Source organism: Mycobacterium sp. (assembly GCF_035314665.1).
Classification (GTDB): Bacteria; Actinomycetota; Actinomycetes; order Mycobacteriales; family Mycobacteriaceae; genus Mycobacterium.
This window is the reverse complement of sequence record NZ_DATFZD010000398.1, coordinates 1-20,509: the sequence shown is the minus strand read 5'-3', so window position 1 is coordinate 20,509 and position 20,509 is coordinate 1. Positions and strand designations below refer to the sequence as shown.

Annotated in this window: 19 protein-coding genes and 1 pseudogene; 13 read left to right on the top strand and 7 right to left on the bottom strand. The window is 67.0% G+C overall.

Going from position 1 to position 20,509, the window contains the following annotated elements; genetic code table 11:
- Position 1: 1 nt before the first annotated feature.
- Positions 2 to 673 (top strand): endonuclease NucS, encoded by a 672-nt coding sequence (gene nucS, locus VKI00_RS28445; protein WP_324444174.1) that lies wholly within the window; start codon positions 2 to 4, stop codon positions 671 to 673.
- A 20-nt stretch (positions 674 to 693) separates the two neighbouring features.
- Positions 694 to 990 (top strand): hypothetical protein, encoded by a 297-nt coding sequence (locus VKI00_RS28440; RefSeq protein WP_324444172.1) that lies wholly within the window; start codon positions 694 to 696, stop codon positions 988 to 990.
- A 6-nt stretch (positions 991 to 996) separates the two neighbouring features.
- On the opposite strand, the gene mce is transcribed toward VKI00_RS28440, so the two are convergent.
- Positions 997 to 1,479 carry a methylmalonyl-CoA epimerase gene (mce, locus tag VKI00_RS28435; protein ID WP_324444170.1) on the bottom strand — a complete coding sequence of 161 codons (483 nt, stop codon included), beginning with the start codon at positions 1,477 to 1,479 and terminating at the stop codon, positions 997 to 999.
- Between the two features lie 82 nt (positions 1,480 to 1,561).
- Between mce and VKI00_RS28430 the strand changes: the two genes are divergently transcribed.
- Positions 1,562 to 2,743 (top strand): acetyl-CoA C-acetyltransferase, encoded by a 1,182-nt coding sequence (locus tag VKI00_RS28430; protein ID WP_324444168.1) that lies wholly within the window; start codon positions 1,562 to 1,564, stop codon positions 2,741 to 2,743.
- A 182-nt stretch (positions 2,744 to 2,925) separates the two neighbouring features.
- Positions 2,926 to 3,825: a tetratricopeptide repeat protein gene (locus VKI00_RS28425; RefSeq protein ID WP_324444166.1), complete on the top strand. Its 900-nt coding sequence runs from the start codon at positions 2,926 to 2,928 to the stop codon at positions 3,823 to 3,825.
- Here the strand turns inward: VKI00_RS28425 and glgB are convergent.
- Both glgB and VKI00_RS28415 read right to left on the bottom strand, forming a co-directional pair.
- Positions 3,822 to 6,023, bottom strand: coding sequence for a 1,4-alpha-glucan branching protein GlgB (gene glgB, locus VKI00_RS28420; RefSeq protein ID WP_324444165.1), 2,202 nt, complete (start codon positions 6,021 to 6,023; stop codon positions 3,822 to 3,824). The two genes, VKI00_RS28425 and glgB, sit on opposite strands and share 4 nt — an antisense overlap.
- 7 nt (positions 6,024 to 6,030) lie before the next feature.
- A complete protein-coding gene (locus tag VKI00_RS28415) occupies positions 6,031 to 8,118 on the bottom strand; it encodes an alpha-1,4-glucan--maltose-1-phosphate maltosyltransferase (protein WP_324444163.1) in 2,088 nt (695 codons plus the stop codon).
- Between the two features lie 151 nt (positions 8,119 to 8,269).
- Between VKI00_RS28415 and VKI00_RS28410 the strand changes: the two genes are divergently transcribed.
- Complete coding sequence (locus VKI00_RS28410) at positions 8,270 to 10,888, top strand: glycosyltransferase family 1 protein (protein ID WP_324444160.1); 2,619 nt, start codon at positions 8,270 to 8,272, stop codon at positions 10,886 to 10,888.
- On the opposite strand, the gene VKI00_RS28405 is transcribed toward VKI00_RS28410, so the two are convergent.
- Positions 10,831 to 12,888 carry an ATP-dependent DNA helicase gene (locus VKI00_RS28405; protein ID WP_324444158.1) on the bottom strand — a complete coding sequence of 686 codons (2,058 nt, stop codon included), beginning with the start codon at positions 12,886 to 12,888 and terminating at the stop codon, positions 10,831 to 10,833. The two genes, VKI00_RS28410 and VKI00_RS28405, sit on opposite strands and share 58 nt — an antisense overlap.
- A gap of 20 nt (positions 12,889 to 12,908) precedes the next feature.
- Positions 12,909 to 14,231 (bottom strand): nicotinate phosphoribosyltransferase, encoded by a 1,323-nt coding sequence (locus VKI00_RS28400; protein ID WP_324444156.1) that lies wholly within the window; start codon positions 14,229 to 14,231, stop codon positions 12,909 to 12,911.
- Between the two features lie 49 nt (positions 14,232 to 14,280).
- Between VKI00_RS28400 and clpS the strand changes: the two genes are divergently transcribed.
- The 8 genes from clpS to rdgB all read left to right on the top strand — a co-directional run bounded on the left by clpS (position 14,281) and on the right by rdgB (position 20,010).
- A complete protein-coding gene (gene clpS, locus VKI00_RS28395) occupies positions 14,281 to 14,583 on the top strand; it encodes an ATP-dependent Clp protease adapter ClpS (RefSeq protein WP_324444154.1) in 303 nt (100 codons plus the stop codon).
- 20 nt (positions 14,584 to 14,603) lie between these two features.
- A complete protein-coding gene (locus VKI00_RS28390; protein ID WP_324444152.1) occupies positions 14,604 to 15,185 on the top strand; it encodes a DUF2017 domain-containing protein in 582 nt (193 codons plus the stop codon).
- Positions 15,182 to 16,219 (top strand): P1 family peptidase, encoded by a 1,038-nt coding sequence (locus VKI00_RS28385; protein WP_324444150.1) that lies wholly within the window; start codon positions 15,182 to 15,184, stop codon positions 16,217 to 16,219. The genes VKI00_RS28390 and VKI00_RS28385 overlap by 4 nt, the downstream gene beginning before the upstream one ends.
- A complete protein-coding gene (locus VKI00_RS28380; RefSeq protein ID WP_324444148.1) occupies positions 16,216 to 16,872 on the top strand; it encodes a rhomboid family intramembrane serine protease in 657 nt (218 codons plus the stop codon). The genes VKI00_RS28385 and VKI00_RS28380 overlap by 4 nt, the downstream gene beginning before the upstream one ends.
- Before the next feature lie 6 nt (positions 16,873 to 16,878).
- On the top strand, positions 16,879 to 17,694 hold the full coding sequence (gene murI / locus VKI00_RS28375; RefSeq protein WP_324444146.1) for a glutamate racemase: 816 nt from the start codon (positions 16,879 to 16,881) through the stop codon (positions 17,692 to 17,694).
- Positions 17,695 to 17,764: 70 nt separating this feature from the next.
- Positions 17,765 to 18,538: a cyclic nucleotide-degrading phosphodiesterase gene (locus VKI00_RS28370; protein WP_324444144.1), complete on the top strand. Its 774-nt coding sequence runs from the start codon at positions 17,765 to 17,767 to the stop codon at positions 18,536 to 18,538.
- An 87-nt stretch (positions 18,539 to 18,625) separates the two neighbouring features.
- The gene (gene rph / locus VKI00_RS28365; RefSeq protein ID WP_324444142.1) at positions 18,626 to 19,405 is read left to right on the top strand and encodes a ribonuclease PH; all 780 of its coding nucleotides are present in this window, start codon (positions 18,626 to 18,628) and stop codon (positions 19,403 to 19,405) included.
- A complete protein-coding gene (rdgB, locus tag VKI00_RS28360) occupies positions 19,402 to 20,010 on the top strand; it encodes an RdgB/HAM1 family non-canonical purine NTP pyrophosphatase (RefSeq protein ID WP_324444192.1) in 609 nt (202 codons plus the stop codon). The genes rph and rdgB overlap by 4 nt, the downstream gene beginning before the upstream one ends.
- A gap of 11 nt (positions 20,011 to 20,021) precedes the next feature.
- On the opposite strand, the gene VKI00_RS28355 is transcribed toward rdgB, so the two are convergent.
- Positions 20,022 to 20,375, bottom strand: coding sequence for a DUF3817 domain-containing protein (locus VKI00_RS28355; protein WP_324444140.1), 354 nt, complete (start codon positions 20,373 to 20,375; stop codon positions 20,022 to 20,024).
- Positions 20,372 to 20,509, bottom strand: a pseudogene (locus VKI00_RS28350) (hypothetical protein); the annotation flags it as partial. The gene VKI00_RS28355 and the pseudogene VKI00_RS28350, both read right to left, overlap by 4 nt.

Genomic DNA, 20,509 nt, shown 5'->3' with positions numbered 1-20,509 from the left:
CGTGCGTCTCGTCATCGCCCAGTGCACGGTCGACTACCTCGGCCGACTCACCGCTCATCTGCCGTCGGCCCGCCGGCTGCTGCTGGTCAAGGCGGACGGCTCCGTGAGCGTGCACGCCGACGACCGCGCCTACAAGCCGCTGAACTGGATGAGTCCACCGTGTTGGCTGACCGAAGAGGCCGACGGCGCACTGCCGGTGTGGGTGGTGGAAAACAAGGCCGGCGAGCAACTGCGCATCACCATCGAGGACATCGAGCACGACTCCAGCCATGACCTAGGGGTCGATCCCGGGCTGGTCAAGGACGGCGTCGAGGCCCACCTGCAAGCGTTGCTCGCCGAGCACGTGGAGCTGCTCGGTGCCGGGTATACGTTGGTGCGCCGCGAGTACATGACGGCGATCGGGCCGGTCGACCTGCTTTGCCGCGACGAAGAGGGCCGCTCGGTCGCGGTGGAGATCAAACGCCGCGGTGAGATCGACGGCGTCGAGCAGCTCACCCGCTACCTCGAGTTGCTCAACCGCGACAGCGTGCTCGCGCCGGTGCGTGGGGTATTCGCCGCGCAGCAGATCAAGCCGCAGGCAAAAACCTTGGCCGCTGATCGCGGAATCCGTTGTCTGACATTGGATTACGACAAGATGCGCGGGATGGATTCCGGCGAGTATCGGCTGTTCTGACGCCTAACTAGACTGGTGCGGTGCCTCGGCGCCGCACCCCACCGCGCAGGCAGCGGCCGCTCCGGCCGTTGCCTGGGCAACGCCGGGTGGAAACCGGGCCCGACGGCCACGACTACGAAGTGCGACCAGTTGCCGCCGCGCGGGCGGCCAAGACGTATCGCTGCCCGGGCTGCGATCACGAAATCCGTTCTGGCACAGCGCATGTGGTCGTGTGGTTAGCAGATGCCGGTGAGGTCGCCGTCGACGACCGGCGGCATTGGCACACGCCGTGCTGGGCCAATCGGGCAAACCGCGGGCCGACCCGAAAGTGGTCGTAAAGAGATTTAGTGGTCAGCGTCCGAGTCGGCGGACGGTTCCACCAACTCGATCAGAACGCCACCGGCGTCCTTCGGGTGCACGAAGTTGATCCGGGAGTTCGCTGTGCCGCGTCGGGGCGCGTCGTAGAGCAGGCGGACACCCTGCTGGCGCAGCCGCTCGGTGAGGGTTTCGAGGTCGCTGACCCGGTAGGCCAGCTGCTGGATGCCGGGCCCACGCTTGTCGATGAATTTCGCGATCACCGAGGACTCGTCGACGGGGGCCATCAGCTGCACCTGCGCGCTGCCGACCGGCGCGCCGCGAACCGACAACATCGCCTCGCGAATGCCCTGATCGTCGTTGATTTCCTCGTGCAGCACGATCATGCCCAGGTGGTCGTGGTACCAGGCGATCGCGTCGTCGAGGTCGGGAACCGCAATACCGACATGGTCGACCGCCGTCACCAACGCGGTGGCAAGAACTAGACGGCCGTCAACTTGATCGGTGGTCATAACGTAACGGTAACCTGACGGGAAAGATTCTGCTTCGCCGATCCGCAAGATCGGCAGTTGAAGCCCCGCTCTGGAGGTAGTCATGACGACATCGGTGATCGTTGCTGGAGCACGCACCCCGGTTGGCAAGTTGATGGGTTCGCTGAAGGACTTCTCGGGCAGCGACCTGGGCGCCATCGCGATCGCCGGCGCGCTGGAAAAGGCCCATGTGCCCGCGTCGGCCGTCGAGTACGTGATCATGGGCCAGGTGCTGACGGCCGGGGCCGGTCAGTTGCCGGCACGCCAGGCGGCGGTGGCGGCCGGTATCGGCTGGGACGTCCCGGCGATGACCATCAATAAGATGTGTCTGTCCGGTATCGACGCCATCGCGCTCGCTGACCAGCTCATTCGCGCCGGTGAGTTCGACGTGGTGGTGGCCGGCGGCCAGGAGTCCATGACCAAGGCGCCGCACCTGCTGATGGACAGCCGCTCGGGCTACAAGTACGGCGACGTGACGGTTTTGGACCACATGGCGTACGACGGCCTGCACGACGTGTTCACCGATCAGCCGATGGGCGCGCTGACCGAGCAGCGCAACGACGTCGACAAGTTCACCCGTGCCGAACAGGACGAATTTGCTGCACAGTCGCACCAGAAGGCCGCCGCGGCATGGAAGGACGGCATCTTCGCCGACGAAGTCGTGCCGGTGACCATCCCGCAGCGCAAAGGCGATCCGTTGCAGTTCAACGAGGATGAAGGCATTCGCGCGAACACCACCGCCGAATCGCTGGGCGGGCTGAAGCCGGCGTTCCGTCGCGACGGCACCATCACGGCCGGATCGGCTTCGCAGATTTCCGACGGCGCGGCCGCGGTGGTCGTGATGAACAAGGACAAGGCCATAGAGCTCGGGTTGTCGTGGCTGGTCGAAATCGGCGCGCACGGCGTGGTGGCCGGCCCCGATTCGACGCTGCAGTCGCAGCCCGCCAACGCGATCAAAAAAGCTCTCGGCCGCGAAGGTATCTCCGTCGACCAACTCGACGTCGTGGAGATCAACGAGGCGTTTTCCGCGGTGGCGTTGGCCTCGACGCGGGAACTGGGCGTCGATCCCGACATCGTCAACGTCAACGGCGGTGCGATCGCCATCGGGCATCCAATCGGTATGTCCGGCGCAAGGATCGCGCTGCATGCGGCACTCGAGCTGTCGCGCCGGGGGTCCGGATACGGCGTCGCTGCGCTGTGTGGAGCCGGCGGACAGGGCGACGCGCTGATTCTGCGGGCCGGCTAGTTACTGGCTGGTAGCGGCAACGCGCCGTGTTCGGTTGCCGCGACGAAGTTGGTTGCTGGCATCGTGAGGCCGGGCAAAATTGACGCCTGATGTGATTTTGGTCATATCGCCACCGCATAGCGGCGTCTACGCCGCCGCAACCGGGTGGATCGGGCCCGAAGCGACGTGCCAAACTAAACGACGTGACCCGTCCGCGACCTCCGATCGGCCCTGCGATGGCCGGCGCGGTCGACCTGTCCGCCCTCAAGCAGAGCCCGCCCTCCAGCGATGCGGCCGCGGGGGGATCGGCGAACGCCGTCGGCACCGAGATCAACGAAGCCAACTTCGAAGAACAGGTGCTGCTTCGGTCCAACCAGGTGCCAGTGGTTGTGCTGTTGTGGTCGCCGCGCAGCGACGTTTGCCTCGAGTTGGCCGACATTCTGTCCGGCCTCGCGGCAGCCGATAACGGCAAGTGGTCGCTGGCGAGCGTCAACGTCGACGTGGTTCCCCGGGTGGCCCAGATATTCGGCGTCGAAGTCGTTCCGACCGTCGTGGCTTTGGCTGCGGGGCAGCCGCTTTCGAGCTTTCAGGGCGTGCAGCCGGCCGACCAGCTACGGCGGTGGGTGGACTCGCTGCTGTCGGCAACGTCGGGAAAGCTCGGCGGCGCAACGGATTCCGCGGAGCCCGAAGAGGTTGACCCGGCGCTCGCGCAGGCGCGCCAGCAGCTCCAGGACGGTGACTTCGCCGGCGCGTCCGACTCGTATCAGGCCATCCTGGACGACGATCCGAATCACGCCGAGGCCAAGGGTGCACTACGTCAGCTCGCCTTCCTGATGCGCGCCACCGCGCAGCATCCTGACGCGGTGGCGGCCGCCGATGCCGCTCCCGATGACATCGAGGCCGCGTTCGCCGCGGCCGACGTGCAGATCCTCAACCAGGATGTGCGGGGCGCCTTCGACCGGCTGGTCGCGTTGGTACGGCGGACGTCCGGTGACGAGCGGACTTCGGTGCGCACGCGGCTGATCGAGTTGTTCGAGATCTTCGACCCCGCCGACCCCGACGTCATTACCGCGCGGCGCAACCTTGCCAACGCGCTCTACTAGGCGCCTTCGGGCTCCAGCCATATCGCCGACGTGGGCGGCAACACCAGCACCGTGGAAGCCGGACGCCCATGCCACGGCTCATCGGTTGCCTCGACACCGCCGAGGTTGCCGATCCCGGTGCCGTTGTAGATGGTCGCATCGGTGTTGAGCACCTCACGCCATCGCCCCGCGCCGGGCAGGCCGAGCCGATAGCCGCTGTGCTCTGCACCGGAGAAATTGAACACGCAGGCCATCACCGAGCCGTCGCTGCCGTAGCGCAGGAAGCTCAGCACGTTGTTGGCGGAGTCGTTGGCGTCGATCCAGGAATAGCCATCGGGCCTGCTGTCCTGGCTCCACAGCGCCGGGCTGCCGCGGTAGATCTTGTTGAGGTCGTTGACCAGGCGTGAGATCCCGCCGGAGAAGCTGTTCTCGTCGAGTTGGAACCAGTCCAGACCGCGTTCCTCGGACCACTCGGCGCGCTGCCCGAATTCCTGACCCATGAACAGCAGCTGTTTACCCGGGTGGGCCCACTGGTATGCCAGCAGGCTGCGCAACCCCGCCGCCTTGACGTGGTCGTTGCCCGGCATCCGCGACCACAGCGTGCCTTTGCCGTGCACCACCTCGTCGTGGCTGATCGGTAGGACGAAGTTCTCGCTGAACGCGTAGAGCATCGAGAAGGTGACCTGGTGGTGGTGGTAACTGCGGTGCACCGGATCATGCCTCATGTAGTCGAGGGTGTCGTGCATCCAGCCCATGTTCCACTTCATCGAAAAGCCCAGGCCGCCAACGCTGGTCGGTCTAGACACACCTGGCCACGACGTCGACTCCTCGGCGATGGTGACGATTCCCGGCGCCGCCTTGTGCGCGGTGGCGTTCATCTCCTGCAAGAACTGCACGGCTTCCAGATTCTCCCGGCCGCCGTAGGCGTTCGGTGTCCAGCCGCCGGCGGGGCGCGAATAGTCGAGATACAGCATCGACGCAACGGCGTCGACGCGCAGGCCGTCGATGTGGAATTCCTCCAGCCAGTACAGCGCATTGGCCACCAGGAAATTGCGCACCTCGGCGCGGCCGAAGTCGAACACGTAAGTGCCCCAGTCGAGTTGCTCCCCACGTTTGGGGTCGGAATGCTCGTAAAGCGCCGTGCCGTCGAAACGGCCCAACGCCCATGCGTCCTTGGGGAAGTGGGCAGGGACCCAGTCGACGATGACGCCGATTCCGGCCTGGTGCAGCGCGTCGACGAGTGCCCGGAATTCGTCCGGTGTGCCGAATCGGGAGGTTGGCGCGTAGTAGGACGTGACCTGATATCCCCAGGATCCGCCGAACGGGTGCTCTGCGACGGGCAGCAGCTCGACGTGGGTAAACCCGTGCGCCACTACATAATCCGTCAGCTCGCGGGCAAGGTCACGATAGGACAGGCCCAGGCGCCACGAGCCCAGGTGGACTTCGTAGGTGCTCATCGGCTGGAACACCGGATTGCGCTGGGCGCGGGCCGTCATCCAGTCGCCGTCACCCCAGCGGTAGTCGCTCACGTTCACCCGCGACGCCGTATGCGGCGGTACCTCGGTGGCGAATGCGAGGGGATCGGCCCGATCCGTGACAGAGCCGTCGGCGCCGTGCACCCGGAACTTGTACAGCCCATCGACCGGGAAATCTGGCCAGAACAACTCCCACACGCCCGAGGAGCCCAGTACCCGCAGCGGGGCATCGTTGCCGTTCCAGCCGTTGAACTCCGCGATCAGGCTGACGCCCTTGGCGTTGGGTGCCCAGACGGCGAACGAGACACCCTCGACCACGCCGTCGGCGGTTTTGAACGAACGCGGGTGCGCGCCCAGCACTTCCCACAGTCGTTCGTGACGTCCCTCGGCGAACAGATGCAGATCGACCTCGCCCAACGTCGGCAAAAAGCGGTAGGCGTCGGCGGCCGTGTGCCGGTCGGAGCCGTGGTAACTCACCTCGAGGCGGTAGTCGATGAGGTCGACGAACGGCAGCGCCACCGCGAACAATCCGGAGTCGATGTGCTGCAGCGGAAACCGGTCTTCGCCGACCAGTGCGACCACTTCGGTGGCGTGCGGCCGGAAGGCCCGGATGACCGTGTGGTCGCCGTACTCGTGGGCGCCCAGGACGCCGTGCGGATTGTGGTGCTCACCGGCCAGCAGGCGGGCCAAGTCGCGTGGATCGGGCGCCAGGTGTGTCCTGGCGAGTTGGTCGGTGGGCTTCATCGCGGCATCACCTCCGGCGCAGCAGCGTCATTCGGGATTCGGACGGTACGAGCGGCATGTTGATGATGTGAGCGACGGCGTGGCCAGGATTGATGCGCACGTAGTTGGCTGCTCCCCATTGGTATTCCTCGCCGGTTATCTCGTCGCGGACCCAGAACCGCTCATAGTGCTCCATACCCAATGCGGCCATGTCCAACCACAACGTCGCCTCTTCCGGCCCGAACGCGTTGAGTGTGACCACCACCAGCACGCAGTCGCCGGTGATCGGGTCGAACTTGCTGTAGGCCAGCAGAGCGTCGTTGTCGACACCGTGGAACGTGATGTTCCGGAGTTGGTGAAGAGCGGGATGGAGTCGACGAATGTTGTTCAGCCGCGAGATAAATGGCTCCAGCGACCGTCCCTCCGCCAGTGCGCCCGCGAAGTCGCGCGGCCGGAGTTGGTACTTCTCGGAGTCGAGATACTCCTCGCTGCCCTCCAACACCGCGACGTGCTCGAACAGTTCGTAACCGGAGTACACCCCCCAGCTCGGGCTCAGGGTCGACGCCAGCACCGCGCGGATCGCGAACATCCCCGGGCCATTGTGCTGCAGGACGGCATGCAGGATGTCCGGGGTATTGACAAACAAATTGGGACGACGGAAGTCGGCGACCCAGGGGATCTCCTCGCCGAACTGGGTGAGCTCCCACTTCGACGTGCGCCAGGTGAAGTAGGTGTAGGACTGGGTGAAGCCCAGCTTGGCGAGCCCGAACTGGCGGGCCGGCGGTGTGAAGGCCTCGGACAAAAACAGCACATCGGGATCGATTGCTTTGACCTGACCGATCAGCCATGCCCAGAAGTCGGGCGGCTTGGTGTGCGGATTGTCGACCCGGAAAACCTTTACCCCGTGGTCCATCCAGTGCCGCACGACGCGCAGCACCTCGTCGTAGAGTCCGGCGGGGTCGTTGTCGAAGTTGATCGGGTAGATGTCCTGATACTTCTTCGGCGGGTTCTCCGCGTAGGCGATGGTGCCGTCGGGCAATTCGGTGAACCACTGGCGGTGTTGCCTGGCCCACGGGTGATCGGGCGCGCATTGCAACGCCAGATCCAGAGCCACCTCCATGTCCAGGTCGTGCACCGCCTCGACAAATTTGTCGAAGTCGCCGATTGTGCCGAGCCGCGGATGCACCGCGTCGTGGCCGCCTTCGTCGCTTCCGATCGCCCATGGCGATCCGACGTCACCGGGCACGGCGGTCGCGGTGTTGTTGCGACCCTTGCGGTGCACCTTGCCGATCGGGTGGATCGGCGGCAGGTACACCACGTCGAAGCCCATCTCCGCGATTCGCGGCAACGCCGCCGCCGCGGTGGCGAAGGTACCGTGCACCGGGTTTCCTTTGGTGTCCCAGCCGCCGGTCGAACGCGGGAACATCTCATACCACGAGCCGAACCGGGCCAGCGGCCGATCCACCCACACCCCGTATTGCTCGCCACGGGTGACCAGCTCGCGCAGCGGGTACTGCGTCAGGAGTTCGTCGACCTCGGGGGCCAGCGCCAGCGCGGCCCGGGATACCGGATCGCCCGGCGCCTTTAGGGCGGCGGCGGCGGCGCGCAGCGGTTCGCGCTGGCTCCGGGGAACACCGGTCGCGGCGCGCTCGAGCAGCTGCGCTCCCACCAGCAGGTCGTTGGACAGTTCGGTCTCGCCTTGGCCGGCTTCCAGCTTGGCCTCCACGGCGTGCCGCCAGGTGTGAATCGGGTCACCCCAGCCGTCCACCCGAAACGTCCACAACCCGACGCTGTCCGGGGTGAACTGACCGTGGAAGACATAGGGTTCCGCACCCATGCTCATCGGCAGCAGCACCGGCTTGATCCGCGGGAGCGGCTCGGCGATTTCTGCCACTACAGGGGCCTGCACGGCCTTGACCCGCCGGGTTTCGCCCGCTTGCGGGTAGCGCGGCCCGAGGTAGCGCACCACCAGCGTCGCCGCGACCGCGTCATGACCCTCACGCCATACCGCCGCGCGGACCGGAACCACCTCGCCGACCACAGCTTTTGCCGGATACGCGCCGCGGGACACGACGGGCTCGACGTCATCGATCTCGACCCGACCGGGCACCGTCACTTCTTCCCTTCGTTAGTCGGTTGCCGTCCTGGGCGCTGAGAAAAGCCCTGTGCGCCCAATACCCACCGTAGTGTCGGGCCACACCCGAGGGTGGGATGCGCGCGTCGTTCGGGAAGCGAACCCCGGTGTGCGGTCAGTAAGGTAATGATGCGTGAAAGCCCTCCGTAGGTTCACGGTCCGTGCTCACCTTCCGGAACGTCTGGGGGCACTCGAACAGCTGTCGACCAACCTGCGGTGGTCGTGGGACAAGCCGACGCAAGATCTCTTCGGCGCGATCGACCCCGCGCTGTGGACGCAGTGCGGTCAGGATCCGGTTGCCCTACTGGGAGCTGTCAGACCGGCACGGCTCGACGAGCTGGCGAGCGACGGTGGATTCCTGGACTGGCTCGATCATCTGGCCGCCGATCTGGACGATTACCTGACCCGCCCGCTGTGGTATCAGCAGCAACAAGGCAACGGCGCTGCCATGCCCAACGGCATCGCCTACTTCTCGATGGAGTTCGGTGTCGCCGAGGTGTTGCCGAACTACTCGGGTGGTTTGGGAATCCTGGCCGGCGATCACCTGAAGTCCGCGTCGGATCTCGGATTGCCGCTGATGGCGGTGGGCTTGTACTACCGCTCCGGCTACTTTCGGCAGTCGCTGACCGCCGACGGTTGGCAGCACGAAACCTACCCGGCGCTGGATCCGCAGGGGCTGCCGCTGCGGCTGCTCACCGACGGCACCGGCGCGCCGGCGCTGGTCGAGCTGGCACTGCCGGACTGCAGCCGGTTGCATGCGCAGGTCTGGGTCGCCCAGGTCGGTCGCGTCCCGCTGCTGCTGCTGGATTCCGACGTTTCGGGGAACGAGCACGACCTGCGCGGGGTCACCGACCGCCTCTACGGCGGCGATCAGGAACATCGCATGCAGCAGGAGATCCTGGCCGGCATCGGCGGTGTGCGGGCCATCCGAGCCTTCACCGCCATCCACGGGCTGCCGGCGCCCGAGGTGTTCCACATGAACGAAGGGCATGCCGGATTCCTTGGCGCCGAGCGCATCCGCGAATTGGTCGATGCCGGGCTGGATTTCGATACCGCGCTGACCGTTGTCCGCTCCAGTACGGTGTTCACCACCCACACCCCGGTCCCTGCCGGTATCGACCGTTTTCCGATGGAGATGGTGCAGCGGTACTTCGCGGACAATCACGCCGATCCCGACGGCCCCGAGGGCCAGGCGCTGCTGCCCGGTGTGCCGCTGGCCCGGATCCAGGCGCTGGGCGCCGAGGACGATCCGGAGAAGTTCAACATGGCCCACATGGGCCTGCGGCTGGCCCAGCGTGCCAATGGCGTTTCGCTGCTGCACGGCCGGGTCAGTCGAGCCATGTTCAACAAGCTGTGGCCCGGATTCGACCCCGACGAGGTGCCGATCGGCTCGATCACCAACGGTGTTCATGCGCGCACCTGGGCGGCGTCGCAATGGTTGGAGCTGGGCCGCGAACTGGCGGGTTCGGACTCGTCGTTCAGCGATCCGGGCGTCTGGCTGCGACTGAAGGAGGTCGACCCCGGTCATCTGTGGTGGATCCGGTCGCAACTGCGGGCGCTTCTGGTCGAGGATGTTCGGGCGCGGCTGCGTCGATCATGGCTTAAACGTGGTGCACCCGACGCCGAATTAGCTTGGATCGAGACGGCTTTCGACCCGAACGTGCTGACCATCGGATTCGCTCGCCGGGTCCCGACCTACAAACGTCTGACGCTGATGCTGCGTGATCCGGATCGGCTCGAACAGCTGTTGCTCGACGAACACCGGCCGATCCAGTTGATCGTTGCCGGGAAGTCGCACCCCGCCGACGACGGAGGCAAGGCGCTGATCCAGGAGGTGGTGCAATTCGCCGACCGGCCCGAGGTGCGTCACCGCATCGCGTTCCTGCCTGACTACGACATGTCGATGGCCCGGCTGCTGTATTGGGGCTGCGACGTCTGGTTGAACAACCCGCTGCGCCCGCTGGAGGCGTGTGGCACCTCGGGGATGAAGAGCGCGCTCAACGGCGGGCTGAACCTGTCCATCCTGGACGGCTGGTGGGACGAGTGGTACGACGGCGAGAACGGCTGGGCGATACCGTCGGCCTCCGGGGTGGCGGACGACGGCCGTCGTGACGACCTGGAGGCGGCGGCGCTTTACGACCTACTGCAGAAGTCGGTGGGACCGACCTTCTATGAGCGCGACGAGCAGGACGTCCCGCGCCGGTGGATCGAGATGGTGCGCCACACCATTCAGACGCTCGGCCCGAAGGTGCTGGCCTCCCGGATGGTGCGCGACTACGTCGAGCGCTATTACGTGCCGGCGGCGGAGTCGCTGCGGAAGACCGTGACGTTCGACGGCGACGGGCAGGCGGCCTTCGACCCTGCCCGCGAACTGGCCGACTACCGCTCGCGGGCGTTCGAGGCGTGGCCGCACATCGAGGTCACCGACGTCGACAGCACCGGGCTGCCCGACACTCCGGTGCTCGGATCGAAGCTGACCCTGACCGCGACCGTCCAGCTGGCCGGGCTGCGCCCCGACGAGGTAACCGTGCAGGCAGTGGTCGGCAGGGTTGACACCCGCGACGAGCTGCTGGACCCCGTGACCGTCGAGATGCCATACACCGGCACCGCGGCCGGCGGCGACCACATTTTCGCCACGACGACGCCGTTGCCGGTTGCCGGCTCGGTCGGCTACACCGTGCGGGTGCTGCCGCATCATCCGATGCTGGCGTCGGACGCCGAGCTCGGCCTGGTCACGCTCGCCTCAGCCTGAGCGTCGGCGGCGGTTCGCAGCCGAGCAAGAGCCGCGCGTACGGCGGTGCCATCGGTCGTCGGCCAGAACGGCGGCAGGGAGGCACGCAGGTAGCCGCCGTAGCGGGCGGTGGCCATCCGGGAGTCGAGCACCGCGACGACCCCTCGGTCGTCAACGCCACGCAGTAGCCGCCCGGCGCCCTGCGCCAGCAGCAGTGCGGCGTGGCTGGCGGCGACGGCCATGAATCCGTTGCCGCCGCGTGCGGCGACCGCCCGCTGCCGGGCGGACAGCAGTGGATCGTCGGGCCGCGGGAACGGAATTCGGTCGATGATGACCAACGATAGCGACGGGCCGGGCACGTCGACGCCCTGCCATAGCGACAGCGTGCCGAACAGCGACGTCGCCGCGTCGGCGGAGAACTGCTCGACGAGGGCTGCCGTGCTGTCGTCGCCCTGACACAACACCGGCGTCGAAAGTCGTTCGGCCATCGCCTCGGCGGCGGCGCGGGCCGCCCGCATCGAGGAGAACAGCCCGAGCGTTCGCCCGCCGGCCGCAGTGACGAGGTCGGCGATCTCACTCAACTGCTCGGCAGAGCCGGTGCCGTCGCGGCCGGGTGGGGGCAGATGGGCGGCCACGTAGAGGATCCCGGCCTTGGCATGCTGAAATGGCGACCCGACATCGATTCCACGCCAACGCTTTTCGGCGTCAGCCTGCGCTTCGTCCTGCGTATCGGTCAGGCCCCAGGCGGCAGCCATCGCGTCGAAGGAGCCGCCGACGGTCAGCGTCGCCGACGTCAACACCGTTGTGGCGCCGGCGAACAACCGGTTGCGCAGCAGTCCGGCCACCGCGAGCGGCGCCACCCTCAGCACGGCGCGCGTCGAACCGCGGTTGTCCTCATGGTCCAGCCATACCACGTCGGTGCGGTCGGGGATCGCCGGCGCGAACGACGTCAGCATTCGCGATGCGGTGTCGCCGATTTCGGTGAGACTGGCGATCGCCTCGGCGCGCGCCGAGGCGGCCTTGGGATCGGACGGTGACATGTCGATCACCGAACGCGCCGCACCGGCCGCGTCGCGCAGCGCCGTGAGGTGAGTCGCTAGCTCGTCGTCGAGGTGGTCGATGCGGCCCGGCTTTATTAGCTGGGCGTTTTGGATTGCGCCGGTGAAGTTGGCCGAGGCCCGTTCCCACCGCTGCATTAGTTCCGGTTCGACCAGCCTGGTGATCCGCCGCGAGGCGACTCCGAGTGCGGCCGAGGTCAATTCGCCGCTGGCCACCGCGGTCACCCGGTCCACCAGATCGTGGGCCTCGTCGACGACCAGTAGCTGATGTTCGGGCAGCACGGCCGAGTCGGCCACGGCGTCGATCGCCAGCAGCGCATGGTTGGTGACGACGATATCGGCACCGCCGGCCGAGGAGCGGGCGCGTTCGGCGAAGCATTCGGTGCCGAATGGGCAGCGCGCCATGCCAAGACATTCCCGCGCGGACACGCTGACCTGTGACCAGCACCGGTCGGCCACGCCCGGCTTGAGATCGTCGCGGTCACCGGACTTCGTCGTCGACGCCCACGCGGTGAGCCGTTGCACGTCGCGACCCAACGCGGTGAGCGCCTGCGGCTCGAAAAGTTCGTCCGGTGGCTCGTCATCCGAACTCGACGCCGCGCCATTGTGAATCTTGTTCAGGCACAGGTAATTTTGGCGGCCCTTCAGCAGAGCGAATCGCGGGGCGCGGGGCAGCGCATCGGTGAGCGCGTCGGCCAGCTGAGGCAAATCGCGGTTGACCAGTTGGCGTTGCAGGGCGATCGTCGCGGTGGACACCACGACCGGCGTGTCGTCGGACACCGCGCGGACAATCGCCGGAACGAGGTAGGCCAGCGACTTTCCGGTGCCGGTTCCCGCCTGCACCGCCAGGTGCTCTCCGGTTTCGAAGGCGTGGGCGACCGCGGTGGCCATCTCCAGTTGGCCCCTGCGTTCACTGCCGCCCAGCGCTGCAACGGCGTTGGCCAGCAGCTCAGGCACGGACACCGGCAACTCGTCAGGCGTGGCTACTCCTGGTGGTCGATGGGTCGGCGGCGGGCCGGGATCTGCGTGGTCGGAATCGCCGGATCGCCGTGCGACAACATCAGACCCTCCCACGGCAAGCTTCGCAAGCCCGACGCCACCAGTTCGCGCGCCACGCCCAGATCCACGTCGGTCACCGGCTGGCCCCCCCGCACCAGCGGGATCGTCACCACCCGGGACGGCTCACCGGTCTGCGGCGGATGCCCCGCGGGATGCACGATCTCCTCGGTGATCGTGCCGGTCGGGCGGCACAGCCGCAGCGCCTGCTTGCGGCCGCCGTGCGACTCTTTGCGAACGCTGCGCTTCTCGACGGGCGTGCCGTCGACTTCGACCAGCTTGTAGACCATGCTCGCCGTCGGCGCACCCGACCCGGTGACCAGCGAGGTGCCGACGCCGTAGCTGTCGACGGGTTCGGCCCGCAATCCGGCGATGGCGAATTCGTCCAGGTCACCGGAGACCACAATGCGGGTCTGCGTCGCGCCGAGCCGGTCGAGCTGCGCGCGGACCTGACGAGCCAGCACGCCCAAGTCTCCGGAGTCGATGCGCACCGCCCCGAGCCCGGTGCCGGCGGCCGCCACCGCGTTGTCCACGCCGATCGTCACGTCGTAGGTGTCGATCAGCAGCGTGGTGTCGGGTCCGAGTGCGTCGACCTGTGCCGCGAACGCGGCCGGCTCGTCGGGCTTGTCGAAGGTGTGCAGCAGGGTGAAGGCATGCGCGCTGGTGCCCTCCGTCGGCACGCCGTAGCGACGGCGGGCCTCCAGGTTGGACGACGCGGCGAAGCCGGCGATGTAGGCCGCGCGCGCCGCGGCGACTGCGGCCCGCTCGTGGGTGCGGCGCGAACCCATGTCCATCAACGGCCGGCCCTCGGCTGCACTGACCATCCGCGCGGCGGCCGACGCAACGGCGCTGTCGTGGTTGAAGATCGACAACGCCAGCGTCTCGAGCACCACACATTCGGCGAAGCTGCCATGCACCGAAAGCACCGGCGACCCAGGGAAGTACAGCTCGCCTTCGGCATAGCCGTCGACATCGCCGCTGAAACGGAAGTCACTAAGGTAGGCCAACGTGTCCCGGTCGAGAAATTCCGCCAGTGACTCGCAGGCGGCGTCGTCGAACCGGAACTCGGGCAACGCCTCCAAAAACCGGCCCGTCCCGGCGACCACCCCGTACCGACGTCCGTCGGGCAGCCGGCGCGCGAACAGTTCGAACGTGGTCCGGCGATCCGCGGTGCCATCGCGCAGCGCGGCTGCCAGCATGGTCAACTCGTACCTGTCGGTCAGCATGCCGGCGCACACCGCGTCATTCACACCGCAAACGGTATCGGGTGAGTTGCCGCGGCTCGCTATCCTAGAACCCATGGCTGCGTCAGCCCCGACCAAACCGGGGACCATCGGGCAACGGGAAGCCGACTCGCGCGAGGCCACAACCGCCCCCTGGGTGACCATCGTGTGGGACGACCCGGTCAACCTGATGAACTACGTGACGTATGTCTTCCAGAAGCTGTTCGGCTACAGCGAGCCGCACGCCACCAAGTTGATGTTGCAGGTGCACAACGAAGGCAAGGCAGTCGTGTCGTCGGGCAGCCGGGAATCCATGGAGACCGACGTGTCCAAGCTGCATGCGGCCGGGTTGTGGGCCACCATGCAGCAGGACCGCTGAAAGGGCATCCGGGTTCGCACGTGCGCAAGTGGAAGCGGGTTGAGACCGCCGACGGTCCCCGTTTCCGGTCCGCTCTGGACACGCACGAGGCGGCCTTGCTCAAGAATCTGGTGGGCTCGATGATCGGATTACTCGACGAACGAGAATCATCCTCGCCGCCAGACGAACTCGAGGAAATTACCGGCATGAAGACCGGTAGCTCCAAGCCTCCCGACAATGCGACGCTGCAGCGGCTGCTGCCGGACTTCTCGAAGCCGGACGACGACGCTCCCTCAGGTGACGAAGCGACGGAAAGGCTGAACGCCGCCCTGCGCAGCCTGCACGAGCCGGAGATCATCGACGCCAAACGCTTTGCGGCACAACAGCTATTGGCCACAGTCCCGGATGATGGCGGCCGATTCGAGCTCACCGAGGATGCCGCGAACGCGTGGGTCGCGGCCGTCAACGACATCCGCCTGGCGCTGGGCGCCATGCTCGACATCCGCCCAGGCGGTCCGGATCGACTCCCCGACGACCACCCGATGGCCTCGCACCTCGACGTCTATCAGTGGCTGACCTTCCTGCAGGAGTACCTGGTCCTGGCGCTGATGGGATCCCGATGAGCTCGATCACCGACGTCGGCGGCATCCTGGTCGGCCACCATCACCGGCTGGACCCCGAGGCGACCATGGACGCCGGTTGGGCGCGCGGCGTCACCGTCGTTCTGACACCGCCGGGCACGGTGGGCGCCGTCGATTGCCGTGGCGGCGCGCCCGGCAGCCGGGAAACCGATCTGCTGGACCCGGCCAACAGCGTGCGCTACGTGGACGCGGTGTTCATCGCCGGCGGCAGTGCCTACGGATTAGCGGCAGCGGACGGAATCATGCGCTGGCTGGAGGAGCACGACCGCGGCGTGGCGATGACCGGTGGGGTGGTGCCGATCGTGCCGGGTGCGGTGATTTTCGATCTGGACGTCGGCGACTGGATGCACCGGCCGACGGCCGAGTTCGGGTACGCCGCCTGTCAGACGGCGGGCGTCGAGGTCGCGGTCGGCACGGTCGGCGCCGGGGTGGGGGCGTGCGCCGGCGTGCTGAAGGGCGGAATGGGGACCGCGTCGACGACGCTGCCGTCGGGGGTGACCGTCGGTGCGCTGGTTGCGGTGAACTCTGCGGGCAATGTCATCGACCAGGCCACCGGCCTGCCGTGGCTGACCTACCTGGTCGACGAGCTCGGCCTGACAACGCCACCCGATGAGCAGATCGCAGCACTGGCAGCGCTCGAATCCCCGTTGAGCTCGCTGAACACCACGATCGCGGTGGTCGCGACCGATGCCGCGCTGAGCCCGGCCGCCTGCCAACTGGTCGCGCGCGCCGGTCACGACGGACTCGCCCGCAGCATCCGGCCGGCGCATACGCCGGTGGACGGCGACATGGTGTTCGCTCTGGCCACCGGCGCCGTCGAGGTGCCCCCGTCAGCAGACACGCCGGCCGCGTTCTCGCCGGAGACGGCGCTGACTACCGCGGTGGGCGCCGCGGCGGCTGACTGCCTGGCCCGCGCGGTGCTGGTCGGTGTGATCGCCGCCGAGTCGGTGGCCGGAATACCGACCTACCGGGACCTGTTGCCCGGAGGATTCCTGAAAGGAAAGCTTTGGGCATGACCGCGCCGGTTCAGCAACCAAAGAAACGCTCCGCGTGGGTGGTCGGCGGCGCCACGATCATCAGCTTTGTGGCGCTGCTCTACGTCGTCGAGGCGTTCGACCAGCTGGACGGCCACCAGCTGGATTACAACGGCATCCGCCCGCTGGAGGCTGACGGCCTGTGGGGAATTCTGTTCGCTCCGCTGCTGCACGCCAACTGGGGGCATTTGGCGGCCAACACCGGACCCGCGCTGGTGCTCGGTTTTCTGGTCACGCTGGCCGGGCTGTCGCGGTTTCTGTGGGCGACGGCGATCATCTGGATCATCGGCGGTTTCGGCACCTGGCTGATCGGCAGGGTCGGATCTTCCTGCGGCCTGGAGACCGATCACATCGGGGCCTCGGGGCTGATCTTCGGCTGGCTGACCTTCCTGCTGGTGTTCGGATTCTTCACCCGCTCGGCCTGGCAGATCGTCATCGGGTTCCTGGTATTGCTCGGCTACGGCGGGGTGCTGTGGGGGGCGGTGCCGGTGCTCGACGTCTGCGGCGGTGTGTCCTGGCAAGGACACCTCTGCGGGGGCATCGCCGGTGTGCTCGCCGCGTACCTGTTGTCCAGCCCGGAACGCAAAGCTCGCGAGCAGCGTCGCCGCCGCTCCCAACGGCCTCTCACAACGTGAGCCGGCATGGGTAATCCACTAGCGCCCATCGGGGTGTTCGACTCCGGCGTCGGGGGGTTGACGGTGGCCCGGGCCATCATCGACCAACTGCCCGACGAGGACATCATCTACGTGGGCGACACCGGCAACGGTCCCTACGGCCCACTCACGATTCCCGAGATTCGCGGGCATGCGCTGGCCATCGGCGACGACCTCGTCGACCGCGGCGTCAAGGCGTTGGTGATTGCCTGCAACTCGGCGTCGTCGGCCTGCCTGCATGACGCGCGGGAGCGCTACGACGTGCCCGTCGTCGAAGTGATCCTGCCCGCGGTGCGCCGCGCGGTCGCCGCAACCCGCAACGGCCGCATCGGCGTGATCGGCACCCAGGCCACTGTTGCCTCGGGCGCCTATCAGGACGCGTTCGCCGCCGCCCGCGACACCCAGATCACCGCGGTGGCCTGCCCGCGGTTCGTCGATTTCGTCGAGCGAGGCATCACCAGCGGCCGCCAGGTGCTCGGATTGGCCGAGGGTTACCTCGAGCCGTTGCAGCGCGCCGACGTCGACACCCTGGTGCTGGGCTGCACTCACTACCCGCTGCTTTCCGGACTGATCCAGCTGGCAATGGGCGACGCCGTCACGCTGGTTTCCAGCGCCGAAGAGACCGCAAAAGCGCTGCTCCGGGTGCTCACCGAGCTTGAACTGCTGCGACCGCATGACGCCCCGCCCGCCACCCGGGTGTTCGAAGCCACGGGCGACCCCGAGGCATTCACCAAACTTGCGGCTCGATTTCTCGGCCCAGCGGTCACCGGCGTTGAACCCGTTCGTCACACCCACGTTTCCTAGGTATGCAGATGATTCTGATCACCCAATGCGGCGATGTTTTCTCCATCGTGACACCGGGCATGGCACAGTAGTGACCGTGCGAATCACCGTGCTGGGCTGCTCTGGGAGCGTTGTTGGCCCGGATTCGCCGGCATCGGGTTATCTGCTGAGGGCCCCGGACACCCCGCCGCTGGTCATCGATTTCGGTGGAGGCGTTCTCGGTGCGCTGCAACGTCACGCCGACCCGGGTTTGGTCCACGTGCTGTTGTCGCACCTGCACGCGGACCATTGCCTGGACCTACCTGGATTGTTCGTCTGGCGCCGCTACCACCCGTCGCCGCCGAGCGGTAAGGCCTTGATGTACGGCCCGAGCGACACCTGGTCGCGGCTCGGGGCGGCGTCCTCGCCCTACGGCGGCGAGATCGACGATTTCTCGGACATTTTCGATATCCACCATTGGGTCGAAGGTCAGGAAGTGGAAATCGGTGCGGTGACGGTGTTGCCGCGGGTGGTGTGTCATCCGACCGAGTCGTTCGGCCTGCGTATCACCAACCGCGAAGGGGCGTCGTTCGTCTACAGCGGTGACACCGGCTACTGCGAGACCATCATCGAGTTGGCCCGCGGTGCCGACGTGTTCCTGTGCGAGGCGTCCTGGACGGATGCGCCTGACCGTCCGCCTAACCTGCACCTGTCGGGCACCGAGGCCGGGCGGATCGCGACCGCGGCCGGCGTGGGGGAGCTGTTGCTCACCCACATCCCGCCATGGACTTCCCGCGAAGACGTGATCAGCGAGGCGAAAGCCGAATTCGGCGGCCCGGTGCATGCAGTGGTCTGCGGCGAGACGTTCAACGTCGGCCGCTCCTGACCGGGTAACTGCACGCTAGGGCTTGATGGCCCGGCTTCGTCCCAACGCCGTTCCGGCGCGCATCGTCGGCGGGCTAGGGTTGGCGGCGTGTCCAAACGAGAAGACGGCCGCCTCGACGACGAGCTTCGACCAGTTGTCATCACCCGCGGATTCACCTCCCATCCGGCGGGTTCGGTGGTGATCGAATTCGGCCAGACCAAAGTCATGTGCACGGCAAGCGTCACCGAGGGCGTGCCCCGTTGGCGCAAGGGATCAGGCTTGGGCTGGCTCACGGCCGAATACGCGATGCTGCCGTCGGCCACTCACACTCGCGGAGACCGCGAGTCGGTGAAGGGCCGCCTGTCTGGCCGCACTCAGGAGATCAGCCGGCTGGTGGGCAGGTCGTTGCGGGCCTGCATCGACCTTGCGGCGTTGGGGGAGAACACCATTGCGATCGACTGCGATGTGCTGCAGGCCGACGGCGGTACTCGCACGGCGGCTGTCACGGGTGCTTACGTTGCGCTCGCCGATGCGGTGACCTACCTGTCCGCGGCGGGCAAGTTGTCCGATCCGCGGCCGCTGTCGTGCGCGATCGCCGCGGTGAGTGTCGGCGTGGTCGACGGTCGGGTGCGAGTGGACTTGCCCTACGAGGAAGACGCTCGCGCCGAGGTTGACATGAACGTCGTTGCGACCGACACCGGGACGCTGGTCGAGGTCCAGGGAACCGGCGAGGGTGCGACATTCCCGCGGTCGACGCTGGACAAGCTGCTCGATGCCGCGCAGGGGGCCTGCGAGAAACTCTTTGTCGCGCAGCAGGAGGCGTTGGCTTTGCCGTATCCGGGTGTGCTACCGGACGGGCCCGCGCGTGAGAAGGCGTTCGGAAGCTGACCCGCCTGCTGGTCGCCAGCCGCAACCGTAAGAAATTGGCCGAGCTGCGGCGCGTGTTGGATGCGGCCACGCTGACGGGCCTGACGTTGGTGTCACTCGACGACGTGCCACCGTTCGACGAACCGCCGGAAACCGGTGCGACTTTTGAGGACAACGCGTTGGCGAAGGCCCGCGACGGGTTCGCCGCGACGGGGCTGCCGACCGTCGCCGACGATTCCGGGTTGGAGGTCGCCGCGCTGAACGGCATGCCCGGCGTGCTCTCGGCGCGGTGGTCCGGCGTGCATGGCGACGACGCCGGCAATACCGCGCTGCTGTTGGCGCAACTGCGCGATGTGCCCGATGAGCGCCGTAGTGCGGCGTTCGTGTCGGCGTGCGCGCTGGTGTCGGAGACCGGTGAAGTCGTCGTCCGCGGCGAATGGCCCGGCTCCATCGCGCGAGACCCGCGCGGCGACGCGGGCTTCGGCTACGACCCGGTGTTCACTCCGGACGGGTCGCACCGCACCGCGGCGCAACTGACTTCGGCGGAAAAGGACGCGATGTCACATCGTGGTCGCGCGCTTGCGTTATTGTTGCCGGCGCTGCGGGCGCTGGCTGCTAAAGCGTGAATTGCGTTGGGCTACAGAGCGAAACGCGCCTTGATGTCTCTCGTCTGGAAATGCTCGACGATGACACCGACCAGCGGGATAGTTCCGGCCAACAGCACGCCAATAGTCTTCACGACCGGCCAGCGGACCTTGACGGCAAGGTTGAAGGCCGCCAATACGTAAGTGAAATACACCCAGCCGTGTACCACGCCGATCCAGGTCGGTGGGTTCGGCACCTTGACGATGTAGTGGACCACGATCTCGTAGCACAGCGCGATGAGCCAGATACCCGTCGTCCACGCCATCACGCGGTAGCCCAGCAGCGCGGTCCGGATCTTTTCGACGGGCGTAACCGGCCGCGCTTGGGGCGTCTCGGGTTTGGTCATGCGGTCGTCCTGTTCTGTCTCTGATGTATTTCGTTGTCTGCCTTGGCAAGTTCGGCCAGGTAAGCGTTGTACTCCCGTAGCGCGGGATCGTCGGGCTTGTGTGCTACGGGTTTTGGTCGCTCGGGCAGCAGTCC